Raw genomic sequence first — 18,874 nt, forward strand, 5'->3', positions numbered from 1 at the left:
TTACCCCGTTTTTCGTTGCTGATGGAGTTTGTGTATTAATCGTGTTGCTTGATGGCTGTTGACTATCAAGCGATTGATGAGTTGCTGAAGTAATTCAGCCTCGGGCATGATGTGCTTCTCCGTTACCTTCTCAGCTTCGGTTGCGAGCTCGAATACTTCACTCATTTCATACCTTGATGCAATCGCTTTAACCGCCTTTAATGTTCTGGATAGATCATCTTGCTTGGCATCCGAAAATAGCTCTATCAACTCATCGATTTCGTTTTCTAGCTCATCAACGAGAGAAGTTAAGCATTTGAGTTTCTCGTCTGTTTTAAGCTCATCGTTAGTTAAAAATTGGCTACGCGACAGTTCTTCCTCTGTGAGTGGCAATTTGTTCTTAGGGTGACGCGTTAACATCGTGATGTTACTTTTTTCCTTGTTTGGAAGATTGTGTGTGTTAACGGAGTGATGGCGGTTGACCTCAAACTGTTGGTGAAACTCGTTGATGGCGTTTTGTAAGCTGTTTTTCTGTAACGGTTTGGTGAGTACAAAGTCTGCGCCTGATTCGATGAATTCATCGTGGGCCTCTTTGAATACATCGGCGGTACATGCAAAAACAACCGTAGTCAGCTTGAGTTCGCCACGGATTTTTTGAATCGCTTCAATACCGCTCATGTTGGGCATATGGTTGTCCATTATGATCAGGTCATATTGGTTTGACGCCAACTTATCTAAGGCCTGTAAACCGTCGTAGGCATTCTCAACCGTTAAGTTTATCGACTCACAGAACTTCCTAATCACCATTGCGTTGATCTTGTTATCTTCGACTAACAATACTGAGAAGTCATCGAGAGTCTCATTGGTTTTGGTTGGCGTTTGGTCGATGACTTGTTCTTCAAGCTCATGCATTTCTAACGGCAAAGAGATCTTAAATTGAGTGCCCAAACCAAGCTGGCTGGAAACCTTAATTGTTCCGCCCATCAGCTCGACTAACTGCTGAACAATGGAAAGCCCTAACCCTGTGCCACCAAACTTACGGGTTGTTGAAAGCTCAGCTTGTTCAAAGGCGGTAAATATATGGTCGATCTTGTCTTCTGCTATACCAATACCCGTATCCGTCACTAAAATATTCACGCTTGGTGGAGTAGTAGGGGCTATCAAGAATTCTACTTCGACCTTTCCTGACTCAGTAAATTTGACTGCATTGCCTGCTAAGTTAAATAAGATCTGACGTGTACGTGCAGAGTCACCAATCAACTGAATATTGGTAGGAATGTTATCTTTAATGATAAAAGCGAGGCCTTTGTCTTCTGCAAGAGGTGTCAATGTTTTATCAAGGTGTGTCACGACGTCGGTGACAGAGAACGGGTTGTATTCCAACTCCATCTTGCCTTGCTCCACCTTAGAAAAATCAAGAATGTCATTCAATATGGTGACGAGATGCTGACCAGAGTCAATGATGATTTGGGCGTGTTTACGAGTATTCTCGCTGTGTGAATCCTCCTTGATTATCTGAGCGATGCCTAATACGCCATTCATTGGGGTGCGTAACTCGTGGCTCATGGTAGCGAGAAAGAGAGATTTTGCTTCGCTGGCTTTTTCTGCTTTGTCTGCGGCTTCTTGATAGGAGAGGTTGTTTCTTTTGAGTTCGAAGACTCGAAAAATAAACATGGTGAATGAGAACGCTAAAGTCAGCAACGCCAAAACGATAATAAGCTTAACGATGATACTTTTAAGTTGGTCTTGCAGATCGGTAAACTCATGCTCAATATGTTCAATATACTCCATGCTGTGTGCTGAAAGTACTTGAGATAACAGCTGACTTTGTTGTTGGTTGAGTTCGGTAAACGTTTTATAAAGGTTCGCCAGCTCGGAGTTAACACCTGAATGGTTAATTTCGATTCCCCCAACCAACACACTCGCAAGAAGCGCGCTTTGAATGTCGATATTTGCGTTGTTTATCTCAGCATCAGTTGAGTTGCTCTCTGTGAGTTGTAGAGTCAAAGATTGCAAAATAAACTGACGAGCCACACTAAGTCCTACTAGGTTGTCTAGCGTATCTAAGTTCGACATTGAAGCATCGTAAAAGCGATCCAATAATTGCGCTGTCGGTAAGTGTTTAAAGAACGTAGAGTGAATATTCTCGCTTTGATAACTTTCTCTGAGTAGTTGCAACTCTCTTTCTAAAGCAACCAAATCTGCAGACATTTGATAAGGGTTGGAAATACCCGCAAGCGCTGCATTGGTGATATGATCACGCATTTCTAATACTTCATGGCCTAACTGCCGAATAGGCACTCCATATTCGGTGACCTTTTCATGCTCGGAGTAGGTCAGCATAATAAAGCTAATTAAGCCGATGAAAAGCGATACAAACAGTAGAAATATGAGTCTGATCTTATTCATTTTCAAACTCCATTAACATTTGAGGACGGTTACCGGTTAGGGATTCGAGGAAGACTTTAATATCGTTTATGGTCTGTTTTTCAAACGTTTTACCGAGTTGGCTTTCACCCATTATTTTGATCGCTTCTTCGAGTGTGGCTGTTTGCCCGTCATGAAAATAGGGTGCAGTGATCGCCACGTTTCTTAAGCTCGCAACACGAAATAAATCCTTATCTTGTGGTTTAGCGGTAAACATAAAACGACCTTGGTCTTCACTTCGCTCGGCTCCTGTTTTCGATAACCCAAAGTAACCAAATCGCATCACCATGCCTCCACCAATGTTGGTACCTTGGTGGCAACGAATACAGCCTTCTTCTTGAAAAGTTTCCCAACCTCGTTTGGCGGTTTCAGACAGTGCTGCGTTGTCACCTTGTAAATACAGGTCGAAAGGGGCATTGGGTGTGGTCAAACCCTGCATAAATTCAATAAGAGCAGCCTTAATTGAAGCTTCGTCAATGGGCGTTGATTGTTCTTGGAATAAGTCGATGTAAGTTTTCGATTGAGACACATAATCCGTAATATGTTGCCAGTTTGAATCCATTTCATCGACGTTGTGCACTGGGCCATCAATTTGATCGCCGAGGTTGTTTACTCGACCATCCCAGAAGAACCGATAGTTAAAGACTGCGTTAAAAACGGTGAGTGAATTTCTCATCCCTGCGCCGTTTACGCCAATCGAAACTGGAATTACCTCTGCGCCGTTGGTTTGCAGGCTATGACAACTTTCACAGCTCACACTGCGGTTAGAAGAAAGGTTCGGGTCTTTAAATAGCACCCAACCAATTTTGGCCAGCTCATGATTTATCTCGGGTGAGTTTGGAATCGGAGATATGGGTTGGCTTGAAGCGACGGTTTTATGTGCGTGCTTTTCTTCGGAATGGGCGGAGTGCCCTGAAGAGTGAGAGTCATCATGATTGCTTTCATGGGCGTGATTTTTTTTGTGTTCGAACGAGGTGTGCATTTTTGAAGAGGCCGCGTCATAAACTAGCAAAGCGACTGAAACGACAATGACAATGATGCTTATTCCTGCTAAATATGGCGTTTTCATAACATTAGTCCATCTAGTTTGACAATTATGGCAACTCAGAATCCTTCTGATATCACCTTCATTTTACTTTCCAATGATAGGTGTTATTTATAAAGCTAGTTGCGCATATGTGATGTTGCAAGACAAGTGGTAGGAAATTAAATCGCTTAGGCGGTTATCTAGCGGGGATTGATAGGGAGGTCTAGTCAGAATTGAATGAAGCTCTTTCAAATGAAATCAAGCCGAATGGCGTTAAACGAAGAAAGCCGTGGTAACTCAAGTGAGTTATCACGGCTTTCGTACTCGATTATGTACTTACTATAAATCTTAGTTAAATACACATCTATACAGTTTGCATCGCCTAGATAGGCTTATTTAGCTTGCGCTGCTGCCGCTTCTAGTTGCTTAAGTTTACCTTGAAGCATGTATGCATTCTGGTTGAAGTTACCTGGGTTCAGTACTTGGCTATTCTGCATAGGGTAATCTGGTAGCGTCGTCATAAACTCTTGAACCTGATTTCCTACTGGAACGAATAACCACATGTTGTCTGCCATCCAGCGTAGGTACATACCAGACTCGTGCGGTGCTTTCTCGAATGGGTCAGCACGTAGGTGAACAACTTGAGGCCAGTTTGGTTGGAAACGAACTGCATCCACAATGTTACCATCCATCACAGCAAACGAAATCTTGAAGTCATTCCAACGTACTGCGTTTAGCTCAGCGTTAGCAGAGAAGTAAAGCATGCTGTCACGAGGGCCTTTCTCTTCTTTACCTTGGAAGTAAGGCAGGAAGTTGTAACCATCTAGGTGTACGCGCCAGTTTTTACCGTTGTAAGTTGCACCTTTGTCAGATGCTAGCTTCTCAACCACTTTATCATCACCAGCGGCTGCTAGTAGAGTAGGAATCCAGTCTTGGTGGCCCATGATATCGTTGATTTTAGTTCCAGGTTTGATAGTCCCAGGCCAGCGAACTAGCTGAGGCACACGCATACCACCTTCGTAAGTTGTACCTTTCTCACCGTGGAAGTAAGTTGCGCCGCCATCAGGCCAAGAAACCGTTTCAGCACCGTTATCGGTAGAGTAAATTACGATAGTGTTGTCAGCGATTTTTAGTTCATCCAGCTTGTCTAGAAGCACACCAACATGGTCATCATGCTCTAACATACCATCAGCATAAATACTGATACCTGACTTACCTTGGTATTTCTCTTGTAGGCGAGTCCACACGTGCATACGAGTGGTGTTGTGCCAGATGAAGAATGGTTTGTCAGCTTTTACCGCTTTTTCCATGAATGCTAGAGATTCTTCTAGGAACTCTTCATCCGCATGCTCCATACGCTTACGCGTCATTGGGCCAGTATCTTCAATCTTACCGTCAGCAGTAGACTTGATTACACCACGAGGGCCGTAGTTCTTACGGAACTCTGGGTCTTTAGGGTAGTAATATGTTTCAGGCTCTTCTTCTGCATTTAAATGGTATAGGTTACCGAAGAACTGGTCAAAGCCGTGGTTCGTTGGAAGGTGTTTGTCTTGGTCACCCATGTGGTTCTTACCGAACTGAGCTGTCATGTAGCCTTGTTCTTTAAGAAGGTCTGCGATCGTTGGAGCCCAATCAGGGATACCGTGGTCCGAACCTGGCATGCCGATAGTCAATAGACCAGTACGGAAAGGTTCTTGACCGGTTAGGAATGCAGCACGACCAGCAGTACACGATTGTTGACCGTAGTGGTCAGTAAATAGTGCGCCTTCATTCGCAATACGGTCAATGTTTGGCGTTTCGTAACCCATCATACCGTTGTTGTATGCACTGATGTTGAAAACACCAATGTCATCACCCCAGATAGCAAGAATATTCGGTTTTTCCGCTGCTGTTGCCGCTGAAGAAGCTGCTAATAAGCCAACACCTAATGCTAGTTTATTAATTTTAGTACCCATAAGGACTCCGATTCACTTTTAAGATTAATGCGTTAGAACAACGCATCGATGAGCAAATGTTATTCTCAAAATTCCGTTACGTCCTTTTATAGTGCTTATAACCAATCGTTATGATGCTTAGGTAACCTATTGATTAATATCAGCTCCAGTGGGTACGTAGAATAAAGCCTTAGTTTGTATGTGTGATCCTTATCATGTTTGTTGGCGTAAACCTTATCGATGATTTCTGTATCCGTATCTCAATAAAAATGACAAAAAGATTAATAGCTTAGGGTATCTCGCGCATGTGTAAAAAATGGACTATACGTTGTAGGGCAGGATGCAAATAACTTACGAAGAGGTTTCTATGACAGCGAAATATGGCGCTAAACGTCGATTAGCGATTTTGGGTACAGCGATGATGGCCGCGTCCAGCGCCACTTTTGCGGCTGAAAAGCCAAATATATTGGTTATTTGGGGGGACGATATTGGTCAATCCAATGTGAGTGCATACACCTTCGGTCTCATGGGTTACAAAACCCCGAATATTGATAGCATCGCGAAAGAAGGGATGATGTTTACGGACTATTACGCAGAGCAATCTTGTACTGCGGGTCGCTCTACCTTTATCACGGGACAAAGTGTATTACGAACGGGTTTGAGTAAAGTAGGTTTGCCGGGCGCAGACATTGGCTTACAAGCAGAAGACGCGACAATCGCAGAAATGCTGAAACCTATGGGTTACATGACAGGTCAATTTGGTAAAAACCACCTTGGCGATAAAGATGAATTCCTTCCAACAGCACACGGGTTTGACGAATTTTTTGGCAACCTTTACCACCTAAATGCTGAAGAAGAACCAGAGAATGAAGATTACCCAACCGATCCTGAGTTTCGTAAGAAATTTGGCCCTCGTGGTGTCATTAAGTCATTCGCTGATGGCAAGATTGAAGATACCGGTCCACTGACGCGTAAGCGTATGGAAACGGTTGATGAAGAAACACTAGACGCGGCACTTGATTTTATGGATCGCGCAGTGAAAGCGGACAAACCATTCTTCGTGTGGTGGAACGCGACACGTATGCACTTTAGAACGCACGTGAAAGCCGACAGTAAAGGCGTAACCGGTGTCGGTAACTACGCTGATGGTATGGTTGAGCACGATCGACACGTTGGGCAACTATTGAAGCAAGTGGATGAGTTGGGTATCAAAGACAACACGATTGTTTTCTACTCAACGGATAACGGCCCTCACATGAACTCTTGGCCTGATGCGGGTACAACCCCGTTCCGTGGTGAGAAAAACACCAACTGGGAAGGCGCATACCGTGTACCAGCAATGGTTCGTTGGCCTGGTAAGATTGAACCAGGAACCGTATCTAACGAAATCATGCACCATATGGACTGGATGCCAACCTTCGTTGCCGCCGCTGGTGATGACCAAATCAAAGAGAAACTACTCAAAGGTCATACTGCCGGTGATAAAACGTTTAAGGTTCACTTAGATGGTTACAACTTCCTTCCTTACCTAACGGGTGAAGAAGAGAAAGGACGTCGTTCGGAGATCTTCTACTTTACCGATGATGGTGATTTAGCGGCGCTTCGTTACAACCAATGGAAAGCGGTGTTCATGGAACAGCGTGCAACGGGTACCATGCAAATTTGGGCTGAACCGTTCGTGACCTTACGTCTTCCTAAGCTGTTTAACCTGCGTATGGACCCATACGAAAACGCAGACATTACATCGAACACATATTACGACTGGTTGTTAGACCATGCTTATATGTTCGTTCCAGCACAAGCATATGTGGGCAAGTTCCTAGAAACCTTTGCTGAATATCCGCCACGTCAAAAAGCTGCGAGCTTTAGCTTGGATCAGGTAATGGAAAAACTGCAGGAATCTCATAACAAGTAAGTGATTGTTTGAGTGAAACTGAACAGATTGAAGAGCTCTTAGGAGCTCTTTTTTTATGCGCATATCGATGAGTAAATCCCGGTCGTGAATACGAATCACAACAATCGAGCTCATTGCCACTAAATAATTGTAAATTCGTTGTTTTTACGTCTACCTTATTAAGCATAAGGATGTATAAAAACAAGGAATGTTATGTCTGCATGGTTGTGCTCACTGGTAAACGGATTGAAACACCAGCGAGTCGCAGTATTATCCGCAATCTTGTCTTCACTGGTGTTGTCGCTGTTCAGTCTGAACGCCTATGCCAACGAGCAAGACCCTAATATCAACTCTGATATTTCAAAGGCCAACTCTGTAGCGTCACCCGTTAGCTCTGATGCTTTACCTATCGGCTCTAAAGCCACGTATGTCGGTTCGGAAGCGTGTGTTGATTGTCATAGTGCAGAAGTCGAAGCGTGGGAGGGCTCTCATCATGATATGGCGATGAAGCACGCTACAGACGAATCTGTATTAGGCGATTTCAACGATCAAACGGTCACTCATGACGGAAAACCCAACCGATTTTTCCGCAAGGGCGAAGAGTTCTGGGTCAATATTGAAGGGCAAGACGGCCACTTTAAAGATTACAAAATCAGCTATACCTTTGCCTTTGAACCACTACAACAATACATGGTTGAATTTGAAGACGGCCGTGTACAGTTGATTCCTTTCGCTTGGGATTCTCGCACTGAGGGCGAAGGCGGTCAACGCTGGTTTCACCTCTATCCTGATACCACCAACACCGATGAATTCTACTGGACCAATAGCGGTCAAAACTGGAACTTCATGTGTGCTGATTGCCATTCAACGAACCTAGAGAAAAACTACGACAGCGCGAGTAATACCTACAACACTACTTGGTCTGAGATTAATGTCGGTTGTGAAGCGTGTCATGGCCCTGCGAGTGAGCACGTTGAAAAGGCTCAGCTAGCAAAAGCTAACGGTGGAAAGGATGCTCCAGTCTCGGCGCATTATGGTTTTGACCGCGACTTGTCGAAGTCGGTCAAAGAGTGGATCTATCAAGAGGGTAATTCAACCCTGCAACCAAAAGACATCATCCATACCAATCAAGTTCAAACCTGTGCTCAATGCCACAGCCGTCGTACTCAGTTAAATGAAACGGGTGATCACGTTAACGGGTCTTTCTTTGATAAGTATCGCTTGAGCTTGATTACCCCAGAGCTTTACCACAACGATGGTCAAATCTACGATGAAGATTACGTTTACGGATCTTTCCTTCAATCCGTGATGGCTGAAAAAGGCGTCACATGTACTAACTGCCACGATCCTCATACCGCTGAACTAAAAATTGCGGAAGAAGCCGTGTGTAGCCAATGTCATATTGCATCAGAATACACGCCTGAAAAGCACACATTCCACGAAGCGAATACTGAAGCTTCACAATGCACGACTTGTCACATGCCAGAGACGACTTACATGGAGGTCGACCCAAGGCGTGACCACAGTTGGCATATCCCACGTCCTGATATTAGCCAACACATTAAAACGCCGAACGTGTGCACTAGCTGTCATGCAGATCAAACCGACCAGTGGGCAGATAAGCAAATCGGTGAGTGGTTCCCAGATTCTAAGTATCGTAATCAGCAGCACTTTGCCGTTGCCTTTTATGCTGACTCAATAGGGCACAGAGGTGCAGAGGATGCGTTGGCATACTCGGCTCAGGACTCTAGCTTAAGCAATATCATTCGTGCATCGAGCTTAGAACGTTTGGGCGGTAATACGGGTAAGAATACGCTTATCTCATTAGCGAGAGCGGTGAAACACGATGATGAAATGATCCGCTTGGGTGTGGTGCAAGGCTCGTCTGGCTTCCCATTCACTGATCGCTGGCAGATTCTAGAGCCATTATTGAAAGACCCTGTATTGTCGATTCGATCAGAAACCGCAGGCGCGCTAGTACGTTACTGGGGAGAAATGAATCCGCTGCAGAAAGACCAAATCAAGCCTGCATTGGAAGAGTACATTGAGATACAACAATTTAATGCCGACAGAGGATTTGGACGTACTAACCTAGGCAACGTTTACCGAGATTTAGGCCAGCACGACAAAGCGATTGAGTTTTATCTAGGCGCTATCGAGATTGAGCCTTATTTCGAAAACAGCTACGCCAATTTAGCGGATTTGTATCGAGCGCAAGGTAACGAGGCAAAAGCGTTGTCGACCTTGAAGCAAGGTATTGAAGCTCAGCCTAAATCGAGTGTTTTGCCATACAGCACAGGATTGTCTCTGCTTCGTGTGAAAGATTACGAACAAGCAACGGACTACCTTAAACAATCCGCTGAAACTGCGCAAACCGACCCTCAATATTGGTATGTGTACGGATTGGCTTTGGAAAAATCGGATGTGCTTGCGGCAAGTCAATCACTGCATAAGGCTTACCAATTTAGCCGCAACCCACAGCACCTGTATGCCCAGTGTGAAGTGTTGGCGCGAAACAGTCATATACCGGGCGTACCAAAGGCGTTTGAGCAATGTATTTCATCATTGAGCAAAGTGGCACCGCCGGAAGCCATTAACCAATTGAAAGCTAGGTTTAAATAAAGCGATGAGGTGAGCTTGGCTATCGAGCTTGCTGCTTATTCCGCTTGCAACCAATTATCGCGTTTATAACTGTTTATCATGTGTATAACTAATAGTTATTGAGCTTGTGAGTAGGATGTACGCAGCCAGATTGAATTAAGGGAAGACCTATGAACCATGCGCAACAAGCAATAAACCAACTGATTGAACAAACAGAGAAAAGTGTTATCGGTCAGAGCCACGTCGTTCGGGCTCTGGTGATAGGGTTATTGACTAATGGCCATGTGCTTTTAGAGGGACTTCCCGGTACAGCGAAAACTCGCTCAGTAAAATCGCTGGCGAATCTACTGAACACCAGTTTTGGTCGAATTCAATTTACGCCAGACCTGCTGCCATCTGATGTGACGGGCACGGAGGTGTATCAAGAGCTTGATGGAAAGCCTCAGTTGCATTTCCAACCGGGTCCTATTTTCAACAGCATTGTATTAGCCGATGAAGTGAACCGTGCGCCTGCAAAAGTACAGGCTGCTCTGCTTGAAGCGATGGCGGAAGGGACGATTACGGTGGGTGGTCAAACTCACATCCTGCCAGATTTGTTCATGGTGCTAGCCACACAAAACCCAGTTGAGCAAGAAGGTACGTATCCACTGCCTGAAGCACAAATGGACCGTTTCATTATGAAAGTGACAGTCGACTATCCAGAAGATGAAGCTGAACGCGACATCATTCGACTTGTGCGCAGTGAGGAACTCGGTAGCGAGACCAGTTCAGAATTAGTCACGCCACAACATATTGAACCTGAATTGGTGCTTGAAGCGCGCCGCCAACTTCCAGACATTGCCGTTTCCGATTTAGTTGAGAACTACATCGTGGCTTTGGTAATGGCTACACGAAAACCTGAGCGTTATCCAGAATCAGACTTATCGAAATGGATTGAAATTGGTTCAAGCCCTCGTGCATCTATTTCATTGGATAAATGTGCTCGCGCTTATGCGTGGTTGCAAGGACGTGACCATGTCACGTTGGACGATGTGCGTGCCATGTTACCAACCGTATTAGGTCACCGATTCTCGTTGTCTTACGATGCATTGGCCGATGGTGTTGACCATCAAAGAGTGGTTGAAGAACTGCTCGATAATGTTGAGATTGGATAACTAGGGGGCGTCATGGCGAAGCCAACACAAGCTCCCAAATCGCAAGGCCTTGATCCACGACTGTATTGTGATTATTCAAGGTTAGTGCGAATTCAGGCTCAAGCTGAGTCGTTTTCACTGTTACCTCATTTAAAAGCGGGCAGCGTACTTTCGGGCAGACATAACTCTTTGTTCCGTGGTCGTGGTTTGAACTTCGAAGAATTACGTCATTACCAATTGGGTGATGATATCCGTAATCTCGATTGGAAAGTTACGATGCGAACGGGTAAGCCTCATGTTCGTAGCTATACCGAAGAGAAAGACCGTAATGTGATGATCTGTGTCGATCAGCGCAGTTCGATGTTCTTTGCGTCTCAAAACACCATGAAATCTGTTGTGGCTGCCGAAGTGGCGGCATTGTGTGGATGGCGAGTGCTGAAAGATGGTGATCGTGTCGGCTTCGTTTTGGCCTCGCACCAAAAACTGTTTCATACCAAAGCTCAACGTTCTCAATCTGATTTGTTGGCTCAGCTAAAACATCTGACCAAAGCCAATCAAAGCTTAGGCGTCAATGTAAGTGATGGCGATAATGTTGGTTTTAGCCAGTGGATTGAACTGATCAAACGAATGAGACTCAAGCAATCAACCTTGATATTCATTAGTGACTGGCGAGACTGCCGAGAACAACATCTCGATCGACTAAAGCAGTTACAGCAACACAACGATATCTTGGCCATTATGGTCACCGATTCATTAGAACAGTCATTGCCTCAAGATCTTGCAAGCGCAAACTGGGTGGTGGGTGATGGTCGCTTTCAACTTAATCTGGATAGCCAATCTAAGGTTAACCTCGCAAGTAAAAGCCTTGCCCAAAAAGCGGCACTTCAGAAACTGTCCCTTGCTAAATTGATGGCGATGAAAAACCTCCCTTATATAGAATTAGACACGTCGGGCAATCACATATCACAGCTGCAGAAACTAGTGGGAGGGCGCTAAATGGCTGTTGAACATACGCCTCCAAGTACTTATATCCTTCGCGACCTACATGATGTCGCCATTCCTGACAGTGTGAGCTGGGCTCCTCAAACGATCGGCTGGAAGATCCTTGGCGTTATTCTGTTATTGGTCGTTATCTATCTGGCTTATCGCTTGGCGTTAAGGTGGTGGAATAACCGTTATCGCAAAGAAGCGCTTCAAGAACTCATGGTACTGGATGCAAGAGACAAGAACTCAACCGAACGAACCTTTAAAGTCCTCAAAGTGGTGCTTCGTTACCTAGACAGCAGTAATGCCAAGTTGTTTGGCCAAGCTTATGTGAACCGTTTGAACGCTTATCTGCCTGTTAGCGCCAACACGAGTGAAAACAGCAATGCGTTCTTTGCCGATGAAGTTTCGGAATTATGGATGCAAAGCCTAATTGACCCTAATGTGCGTTTGAGCTTTGAACAGCGTTTAGAGGTAATTCAAACCGCGATGATGTGGCTAAAACTTCACAAGCCGAATGTACAGGTAACGGTTGAGGGGCAAGACAATGTTTGATGTTTTATCTTCCAGCTTTGAATTTGCGCATCCGCTGTGGTTTATTGCGCTGCCTTTACCGTTGTTGGTCTACTTTGCGGTGCCAGCTTATCGAACTAAGCAAATGGCGATTAAGGTGCCATTTTTTCGAGAATTGGTAGAAGCGATTGGGGAAGCACCGTCAGAAGGTGCAAGCCAGTTAACTCCAAGCTGGTGGCAACGAACCACGCTCATTATTACTTGGGTATTGGTCGTGTGTGCGTTAGCGAAACCAACCATTCTTGGTGAGCCACAGGTTCGCGAACAATTGGGTCGTGATGTGATGGTGGTGGTCGATTTGTCTGGCTCAATGGCGGAGCAAGATTTCACTTCTAAACAAGGCGATAAAATCTCTCGTTTAGATGCGACCAAAGAGGTGCTGGCTGATTTTGCGAAAACCAGAAAAGGTGACCGACTCGGTTTGATCTTGTTTGGTGATGCAGCGTTTGTACAAACGCCATTTACCGCGGACCAAGATGTATGGCTTGAACTGCTTAATCAAACCGGTGTCGCGATGGCAGGGCAAAGTACGCACTTGGGCGATGCAATTGGCTTGGCGATCAAGGTGTTTGAACAAAGTGAAAAGCAAAGTGCTGCCGTTCAAGATTCAAACGTCGACACCAACGAAAAAGAGAAAGTCGTGATCGTATTAACGGACGGTAATGATACAGGAAGTTTTGTTGAGCCTATCGATGCCGCAAAAGTCGCCAAGGCTAAAGGCGTTCGAATTCACGTTATTGCGATGGGCGATCCGCAAACCGTTGGAGAGGTTGCTCTGGATATGGAAACCATCAAGCGTGTCGCTCAAGAGTCAGGTGGCGAAGCCTTTGAAGCACTTAACCGCGACGAACTGACCAAAGCCTATGCTCAGATTGGTGAGCTTGAACCTCAGTTATATGAAAGTACCACTTATCGCCCTAAACAGGGGCTGCACCACTATTTGATGGCGATTGTTGTAGTGATGTATTTGACCGCATTCAGCTTAGCAACGATACGCCGAAGATCGCTGCTCGCTTCTTCGGCTAAGAATTTGAAAGGAGAGAGTGATGCCTGATTCTCTCACGATACAACAGTTCTTTACCCAGTTTCATTTTATCCGACCTTTGTGGTTGTTGGCCTTTATTCCGATGTTCTTCCTGTTATGGGTTCGTTGGAGAGAAGAGACCAAACCAACGTGGAAAGACATTTTACCTACACATTTACGTGATGCATTGACGATTGGCGAAACAGGCTGGCGCAAGCAACTGCCGTTGAAGCTATTGGTGGTGATTGTGACTATCGCCATCATTATCTGTTCTGGCCCAACATGGCAGCGTGAGGCTTCGCCTTTTGGTGAAGACAAAGCGTCGATGTTGGTTGTGCTTGATAATAGTGAATCTATGCTTGCTAAAGATTTGCCTCCAAGTCGCTTGGAACGATCTAAGCAGAAAATTAGAGACTTATTGGCAGCTCGCAAAGGCGGTAATACGGGCTTAGTGGTTTATGCAGGCAGCGCACACGTGGCGATGCCCGTCACGCAAGACAGCAAGGTGTTTGAACCGTTTCTAGCGGCTATCACACCCGATATCATGCCTGTTTCAGGTAAGTCAGCAGAGGAAGCACTGCCACTGATTAATCAGCAACTGTCTGGTGAGTTAGGCTCTTCTGTACTGTTGGTATCAGATGGTGTAAGCCCAAGCACCATTAGGGCGTACGAGAGTTTCTTTAACGACAATCCGTATCAGTTGCTCATTCTCGCCGCAGGAAACAGTAATGTGGTGAGCGATAACCCTGTCGACCTAGATTCACTGCGTAACTTAGCGAGTAAGACGGGTGGACGAGTGATTGAAGTGACCGTTGATGATTCGGATATCCAACAACTGAACAGAGCGGTTGAAAGAAACATGCAGCTCAACGGCGAATCTTCAATGCCTTGGAAAGACATGGGCTATGGACTGCTTATTCCAATGGCTTTCATTATGTTGCTATGGTTCAGAAAAGGGTGGTTGGTGCAGTGGTGTGTTGTTAGCCTAGTTATTTCAGGCAGTATTTATTCACCAAGCACTTTGGCGAAAACAGTCAACTTAACTGCTGAGAAACCCGTGTTGGTGGAGTCGTTTACAGCTTTGGATAAGACCACTCAATGGTGGTGGGACTTATGGCTAACGCCCGACCAACAAGGTCAACGTTTGTTGAACCAGAAAGAGTACCTTCAAGCTGCCAAACATTTTACTGACCCAATGCGAAAGGGCGCGGCTTATTACTATGCTCGTGATTTTAAGCTCGCTCACAGTGCGTTTTTGCAAACCAAAACTGACCTTGGTTTGTACAATGCAGCGAGTGCGTTAGCTAGGCAGCGTGAATACCTTGCCGCACGAGACCTCTTGAAATCATTAAGTGAGAAAGAGGATCTGTCACCAGAACTAAGAACGGATGTGGAGAACAATCTTGCTGTGCTTAGTGGAATTGTCGAAGAGGTAAACCGAACCAGTGAAAGCCAGTCTGGAACCACAGATGGCCCTGAAGAATCTTTAGAACTCGAAGACGATCAGCCGCGAACGGGTGATGGCGCTGAAGAAGAAACGGTAGCGGAATTGATGCTTAAGGAAACACTTAACGCGAATGAGATTTTGGGCAGCCAAGAGCTTGCCGACAAGTGGTTAAAGCGAGTAGAAGCCGATCCTAAGTTCTTCTTGAAATCTAAATTCCAAATTCAGTTAAGAGATCCTGCGCCTTCCATCGAACAAGCGTCAAAACAGGAGCAAACGCAATGAGTCGATATGATTTAGCTCTTGAAGCGATTCAATCAAAGCGAGCGCGATTCACAGCCCGCACATGGTTGTTGTCGATGACTCTTATGTTGAGTTGGTTTTTTCCTGCTGTTGCTTCTGCTGCCGATATCTTCGATCTGCAAAAAAGTGGTGACGTTGAGCTTATCGCTTGGATTGGCGAGAAACCCAAGTCAGGCGACAAAATAACGCCGGGCAAAGTCAGCGTAAATGAGCAGGTCATTCTGAACATTGAGGTGGCGACACCGCGCTGGTTAACGGGCGGCACTCGAATCGGCAGTATCGAAATCCCTAACGTTATCGCTAAGCAGCGTAACCAACTCGCGACGAACTACACAGAAAGAGTCGGTGGTACTACATGGTCACGTCAGCGTTGGGAAGTGACGCTTTATCCGATGACTTCCGGTGAGTTTGTTATTCCAACCGTACCGGTTCGTATCCAAGTTTCTGCTCCTGATGGTTCAAACGTGGGCGGTACGCTTTACACGCAGCCGATTAAGTTTGAAGCTTCGTTGCCTTCAGGTTTACTCGATAATGAAACGCCTTGGTTTTCTGCGACAGAAGTAGATATAGAGCAGCAATGGCAACGCTCAAGTGAAGAGCTAAAAGTTGGCGATGCTATTACTCGAACTATCACGATTAAGGCAAAAGACAGCTTTTCTGTGTTGCTGCCAGATGTGCTAACCAATAAGTCCACTAAGCAGTTCCAAGCTTACCCACAGCCCAACCGTTTGGATGACACTCAAGAACGTGGTGATTATCGCTCAAGCCGAGTTGAACAGACTGTATATGTGATTCAGCAGGGTGGTGAGTTTACGCTGCCAGAGTTTTCATTTCAGTGGTGGGACAGCAAAAATCAACGCCTTGAAAACGTGGTGATAAAAGGCGAAGTGTTTGAAGCCAAACACACAGTCCAATCTTTCATCAAGGCCTACATGTCGGTGTTTATTACTGTTGGTTTGGTGTTGTTAGTCTGCATTGCGTTGATTGTTTCGGTTAAGCGTTACTACGCAAACCGCCCAACACCGAGTTGGCTGGTACTACGTCGTTTAGTTAAGCAAGGTAATTGGGCTGCATTAAGAACCTTTATCTACCGTCAATTGCGAAACCAAACCTCTCAGTTAGAACTGAATAAAGTGCAACTGGATAAAGCGCAACATGGTAAATCAAATGGACAAAAGCGTTGGCTAGAAGATAGCGAAGCCCTTCAACAAGGATGTGAAGATAAAAACGTATTCACTCGTTTATGGAAAGGGTTACGTAACTTGCCCAGTGACACATCAAACTCAAGCAATTCTCGTTCAATTGCCGCTCGCTTGAAAATCCCTAAAGCCTTGCCAAACTTAAAAGATAGAACTAAGTAGCAAACTTTAGTTATTCGCATCGAACATAATCGGCAGGTTCTCTACTATGGGGAACCTGCTTCTTTAATATGGAACTGTATGAAAAGTACCGAACTAAATCTAATTCCTATATTTGTTGCTATCTATGAAGAGCAGAACTTATCTAGAGCTGCTAATCGCATGGATATAAGCCAACCAGCAGTGAGTAAAGCACTTGCAAGGTTGAGAGATATCTATGATGAGCCACTGTTTCATCGCACCACATCAGGCGTAGAGCCAACCACATTCGCTATTGATATCTATCCTGCAATGGCCGCTGCACTTAAAAACTTTACTTCTACCTTATCCGCATCAAGAGACTTCGATCCTAAAACCTCAGGCCGCGTGTTTTCCATTGCCTGCGTCTCGGCGGCGAGCTACGAAATGATGCCAAAAGTCATGCGGTTAATCAGCCAAGTCGCACCAGGTATCGCGTTAGAGGTTCATCCTCTGTTTACCGAAGACTATGAGTCTGATTTAAGGCTGCAAAGACACGACGTGATTGTTGATATGACGCCTAAAGGAAGAACCATGCTTAAGCACGAGGTGATTTCTACAGAAGAGCTGGTCGTGGTGTGTAGTAGTGATCATCCTACGGTTGGCGATACCATCGATATGGAACAGTTCTTAGCACTCGAGCATGTGGTGGTCTCTAGGTGGCATGCGCGCAAAAGCTTATTAAGCTCTGAGCACTATAGTGACCTTGAGAAACGTAGAATCGTGTATCGCGCAGCGGGCGTTGTAGAGATGCTTCCTGTTATCGAAGGCTCTGAGTACATCGGAGTAATGCCTATTTCATCAGTGCGTTGTTTTGCTGAAAAGTACGCGGTAAAAACACTACCATTACCCTTCGAGTTGGAAGACCTCGATATGTGTATGATTTGGCATCCAAGCCGTACTAATGAACCAAGCCATAAGTGGTTACGAGCTAAGATCAAAGCGGCAGCAAAAGAGTTATCAAGTTAGCCTATACAAGGACATAGCCATGGACAGCATTCTCGTGATTTTAAACGGAAAGAAAGCCAATATCCCGGAATTAAGGCAAGCCATCTTTGCGGCGAGGGACAATGATATTGACCTGCAAGTTAGAGTGACTTGGGAATCGTCGGACATGTTTCGTTTGGTAAGCGAGGCAATATGCGATGGTGTTAAGCGTCTGATTGTTGTCGGTGGCGATGGAACGGTGAATGAAGCCGTTAACGCGCTCAACCAGTTCCGTGCCAGTGAAAGACCACAACTGGCGCTTATCCCAATGGGCACTGCGAATGATTTTGCTACCGCAACGGGAATACCTAACGATATTTCGGGTGCTTTGAACTAGCGCTGGAAGGCAAGGCGTTTGCGGTGGATAGCGCGCGTGCGAATGACCGCTATTTTATGAATGTCGCTGCGGCGGGTTTTGGTGCTGAAGTCACAGCTGAAACGCCAGTCGAGCTTAAAGATTTTCTCGGTGGCGGTGCGTATACACTAACAGGTGTGGTGAAAGCACTTGGCTTTAAGCCCTACAGTGGCACGTTGCCCATAGACAAAGGCAGCTTTACCGGCGAGATCCTTGTTGGTGCTTTTTGTAATGGTCGCTTAGCGGGTGGAGGACAAGAGTTAGCACCCAATGCATTGATTGATGATCGCTGTTTACCCAGTCGGGTATCGAGCTATCACGTACCACCATGGCTAGGTGGGTTATCCAAGTCAGTGAGAAGTTCGCCCCGCTGTATGCCGCCTTGAAAGAGCACCTACTTCAACAAGTGGTGGTTCAGGCGGATGAAACGCCGCTCAATGTGCTCAAAGAAGAGAAGCAGTGTTATATGTGGCTTTACTGCTCAGGCGCTGACTCGCCCGAAGCGGCACTGCCGAATGTGAAAAAATCGCCTTGTACGACTATCAAAACAGTCGCGCGAGGGTGTGCCCCGTGGACTTTTTAGGTGACTACAACGGTTATCTACAAACCGATGGCTACACGGCTTATCATGGTCTGCATCACGTCACTAATGTGGGGTGCTTAACGCAAGTTCATGGACGCGAAGAAGCTTCAAGGGGAAGGTAAATCGGGCAAGGCTGATAAAGTGCTGGCTAAACCCCAAAAGCTCTACGGGATAGAATCAAGCTTAAAAGGTGCGCCTGCCGAAGAACGCAAAGCAGAGCGTTAAGCGTATGCCAAGCCGATACTGGATG

The 18,874-nt window shown here is 45.6% G+C and carries 12 protein-coding genes and 2 pseudogenes; 11 read left to right on the forward strand and 3 right to left on the reverse strand.

Annotated features, from left to right (window positions below; genetic code table 11):
* The 3 genes from AB4138_RS20795 to AB4138_RS20805 form a co-directional block, all read right to left on the reverse strand.
* Entirely contained in the window at nucleotides 1–2,388 is a 2,388-nt protein-coding gene (locus tag AB4138_RS20795; RefSeq protein ID WP_372307545.1) for an ATP-binding protein, read from the reverse strand.
* The gene (locus tag AB4138_RS20800; RefSeq protein ID WP_372307547.1) at nucleotides 2,381–3,475 is read right to left on the reverse strand and encodes a cytochrome-c peroxidase; all 1,095 of its coding nucleotides are present in this window, start codon (nucleotides 3,473–3,475) and stop codon (nucleotides 2,381–2,383) included. Before AB4138_RS20800 ends, AB4138_RS20795 begins: the two co-directional genes overlap by 8 nt.
* A 350-nt stretch (nucleotides 3,476–3,825) precedes the next feature.
* Complete coding sequence (locus tag AB4138_RS20805; RefSeq protein ID WP_017064704.1) at nucleotides 3,826–5,388, reverse strand: arylsulfatase; 1,563 nt, start codon at nucleotides 5,386–5,388, stop codon at nucleotides 3,826–3,828.
* A gap of 346 nt (nucleotides 5,389–5,734) precedes the next feature.
* Here AB4138_RS20805 and AB4138_RS20810 point away from each other — a divergent pair, with 346 nt between their 5' ends.
* The 11 genes and pseudogenes from AB4138_RS20810 to AB4138_RS20860 form a co-directional block, all read left to right on the forward strand.
* A complete protein-coding gene (locus AB4138_RS20810) occupies nucleotides 5,735–7,282 on the forward strand; it encodes an arylsulfatase (RefSeq protein ID WP_017060009.1) in 1,548 nt (515 codons plus the stop codon).
* A gap of 192 nt (nucleotides 7,283–7,474) precedes the next feature.
* Entirely contained in the window at nucleotides 7,475–9,883 is a 2,409-nt protein-coding gene (locus tag AB4138_RS20815) for a tetratricopeptide repeat protein (protein WP_372307550.1), read from the forward strand.
* A gap of 149 nt (nucleotides 9,884–10,032) precedes the next feature.
* On the forward strand, nucleotides 10,033–11,016 hold the full coding sequence (locus tag AB4138_RS20820; RefSeq protein WP_004730485.1) for a MoxR family ATPase: 984 nt from the start codon (nucleotides 10,033–10,035) through the stop codon (nucleotides 11,014–11,016).
* 12 nt (nucleotides 11,017–11,028) lie between these two features.
* Nucleotides 11,029–11,991, forward strand: coding sequence for a DUF58 domain-containing protein (locus tag AB4138_RS20825; RefSeq protein ID WP_372115672.1), 963 nt, complete (start codon nucleotides 11,029–11,031; stop codon nucleotides 11,989–11,991).
* Nucleotides 11,992–12,534 (forward strand): DUF4381 domain-containing protein, encoded by a 543-nt coding sequence (locus AB4138_RS20830; protein ID WP_372307554.1) that lies wholly within the window; start codon nucleotides 11,992–11,994, stop codon nucleotides 12,532–12,534. It abuts the gene before it with no gap.
* Entirely contained in the window at nucleotides 12,527–13,606 is a 1,080-nt protein-coding gene (locus tag AB4138_RS20835) for a VWA domain-containing protein (protein WP_372307557.1), read from the forward strand. The genes AB4138_RS20830 and AB4138_RS20835 overlap by 8 nt, the downstream gene beginning before the upstream one ends.
* Nucleotides 13,599–15,305, forward strand: a complete 1,707-nt coding sequence (locus AB4138_RS20840; protein WP_372307559.1) for a VWA domain-containing protein — start codon at nucleotides 13,599–13,601, stop codon at nucleotides 15,303–15,305. The genes AB4138_RS20835 and AB4138_RS20840 overlap by 8 nt, the downstream gene beginning before the upstream one ends.
* Nucleotides 15,302–16,684 (forward strand): BatD family protein, encoded by a 1,383-nt coding sequence (locus AB4138_RS20845; protein ID WP_372307561.1) that lies wholly within the window; start codon nucleotides 15,302–15,304, stop codon nucleotides 16,682–16,684. Before AB4138_RS20840 ends, AB4138_RS20845 begins: the two co-directional genes overlap by 4 nt.
* A gap of 78 nt (nucleotides 16,685–16,762) precedes the next feature.
* Nucleotides 16,763–17,668 (forward strand): LysR family transcriptional regulator, encoded by a 906-nt coding sequence (locus AB4138_RS20850; RefSeq protein ID WP_017064697.1) that lies wholly within the window; start codon nucleotides 16,763–16,765, stop codon nucleotides 17,666–17,668.
* A 19-nt stretch (nucleotides 17,669–17,687) separates the two neighbouring features.
* Nucleotides 17,688–18,328, forward strand: a pseudogene (locus AB4138_RS20855) (YegS/Rv2252/BmrU family lipid kinase); the annotation flags it as partial.
* Nucleotides 18,328–18,846, forward strand: a pseudogene (locus tag AB4138_RS20860) (transposase); the annotation flags it as partial. The pseudogenes AB4138_RS20855 and AB4138_RS20860, both read left to right, overlap by 1 nt.
* Between the last annotated feature and the right edge of the window lie 28 nt (nucleotides 18,847–18,874).

Origin of the sequence: Vibrio sp. 10N.286.52.C3, from assembly GCF_041468865.1 — a bacterium.
Taxonomy (GTDB): Bacteria; Pseudomonadota; Gammaproteobacteria; order Enterobacterales; family Vibrionaceae; genus Vibrio; species Vibrio crassostreae_C.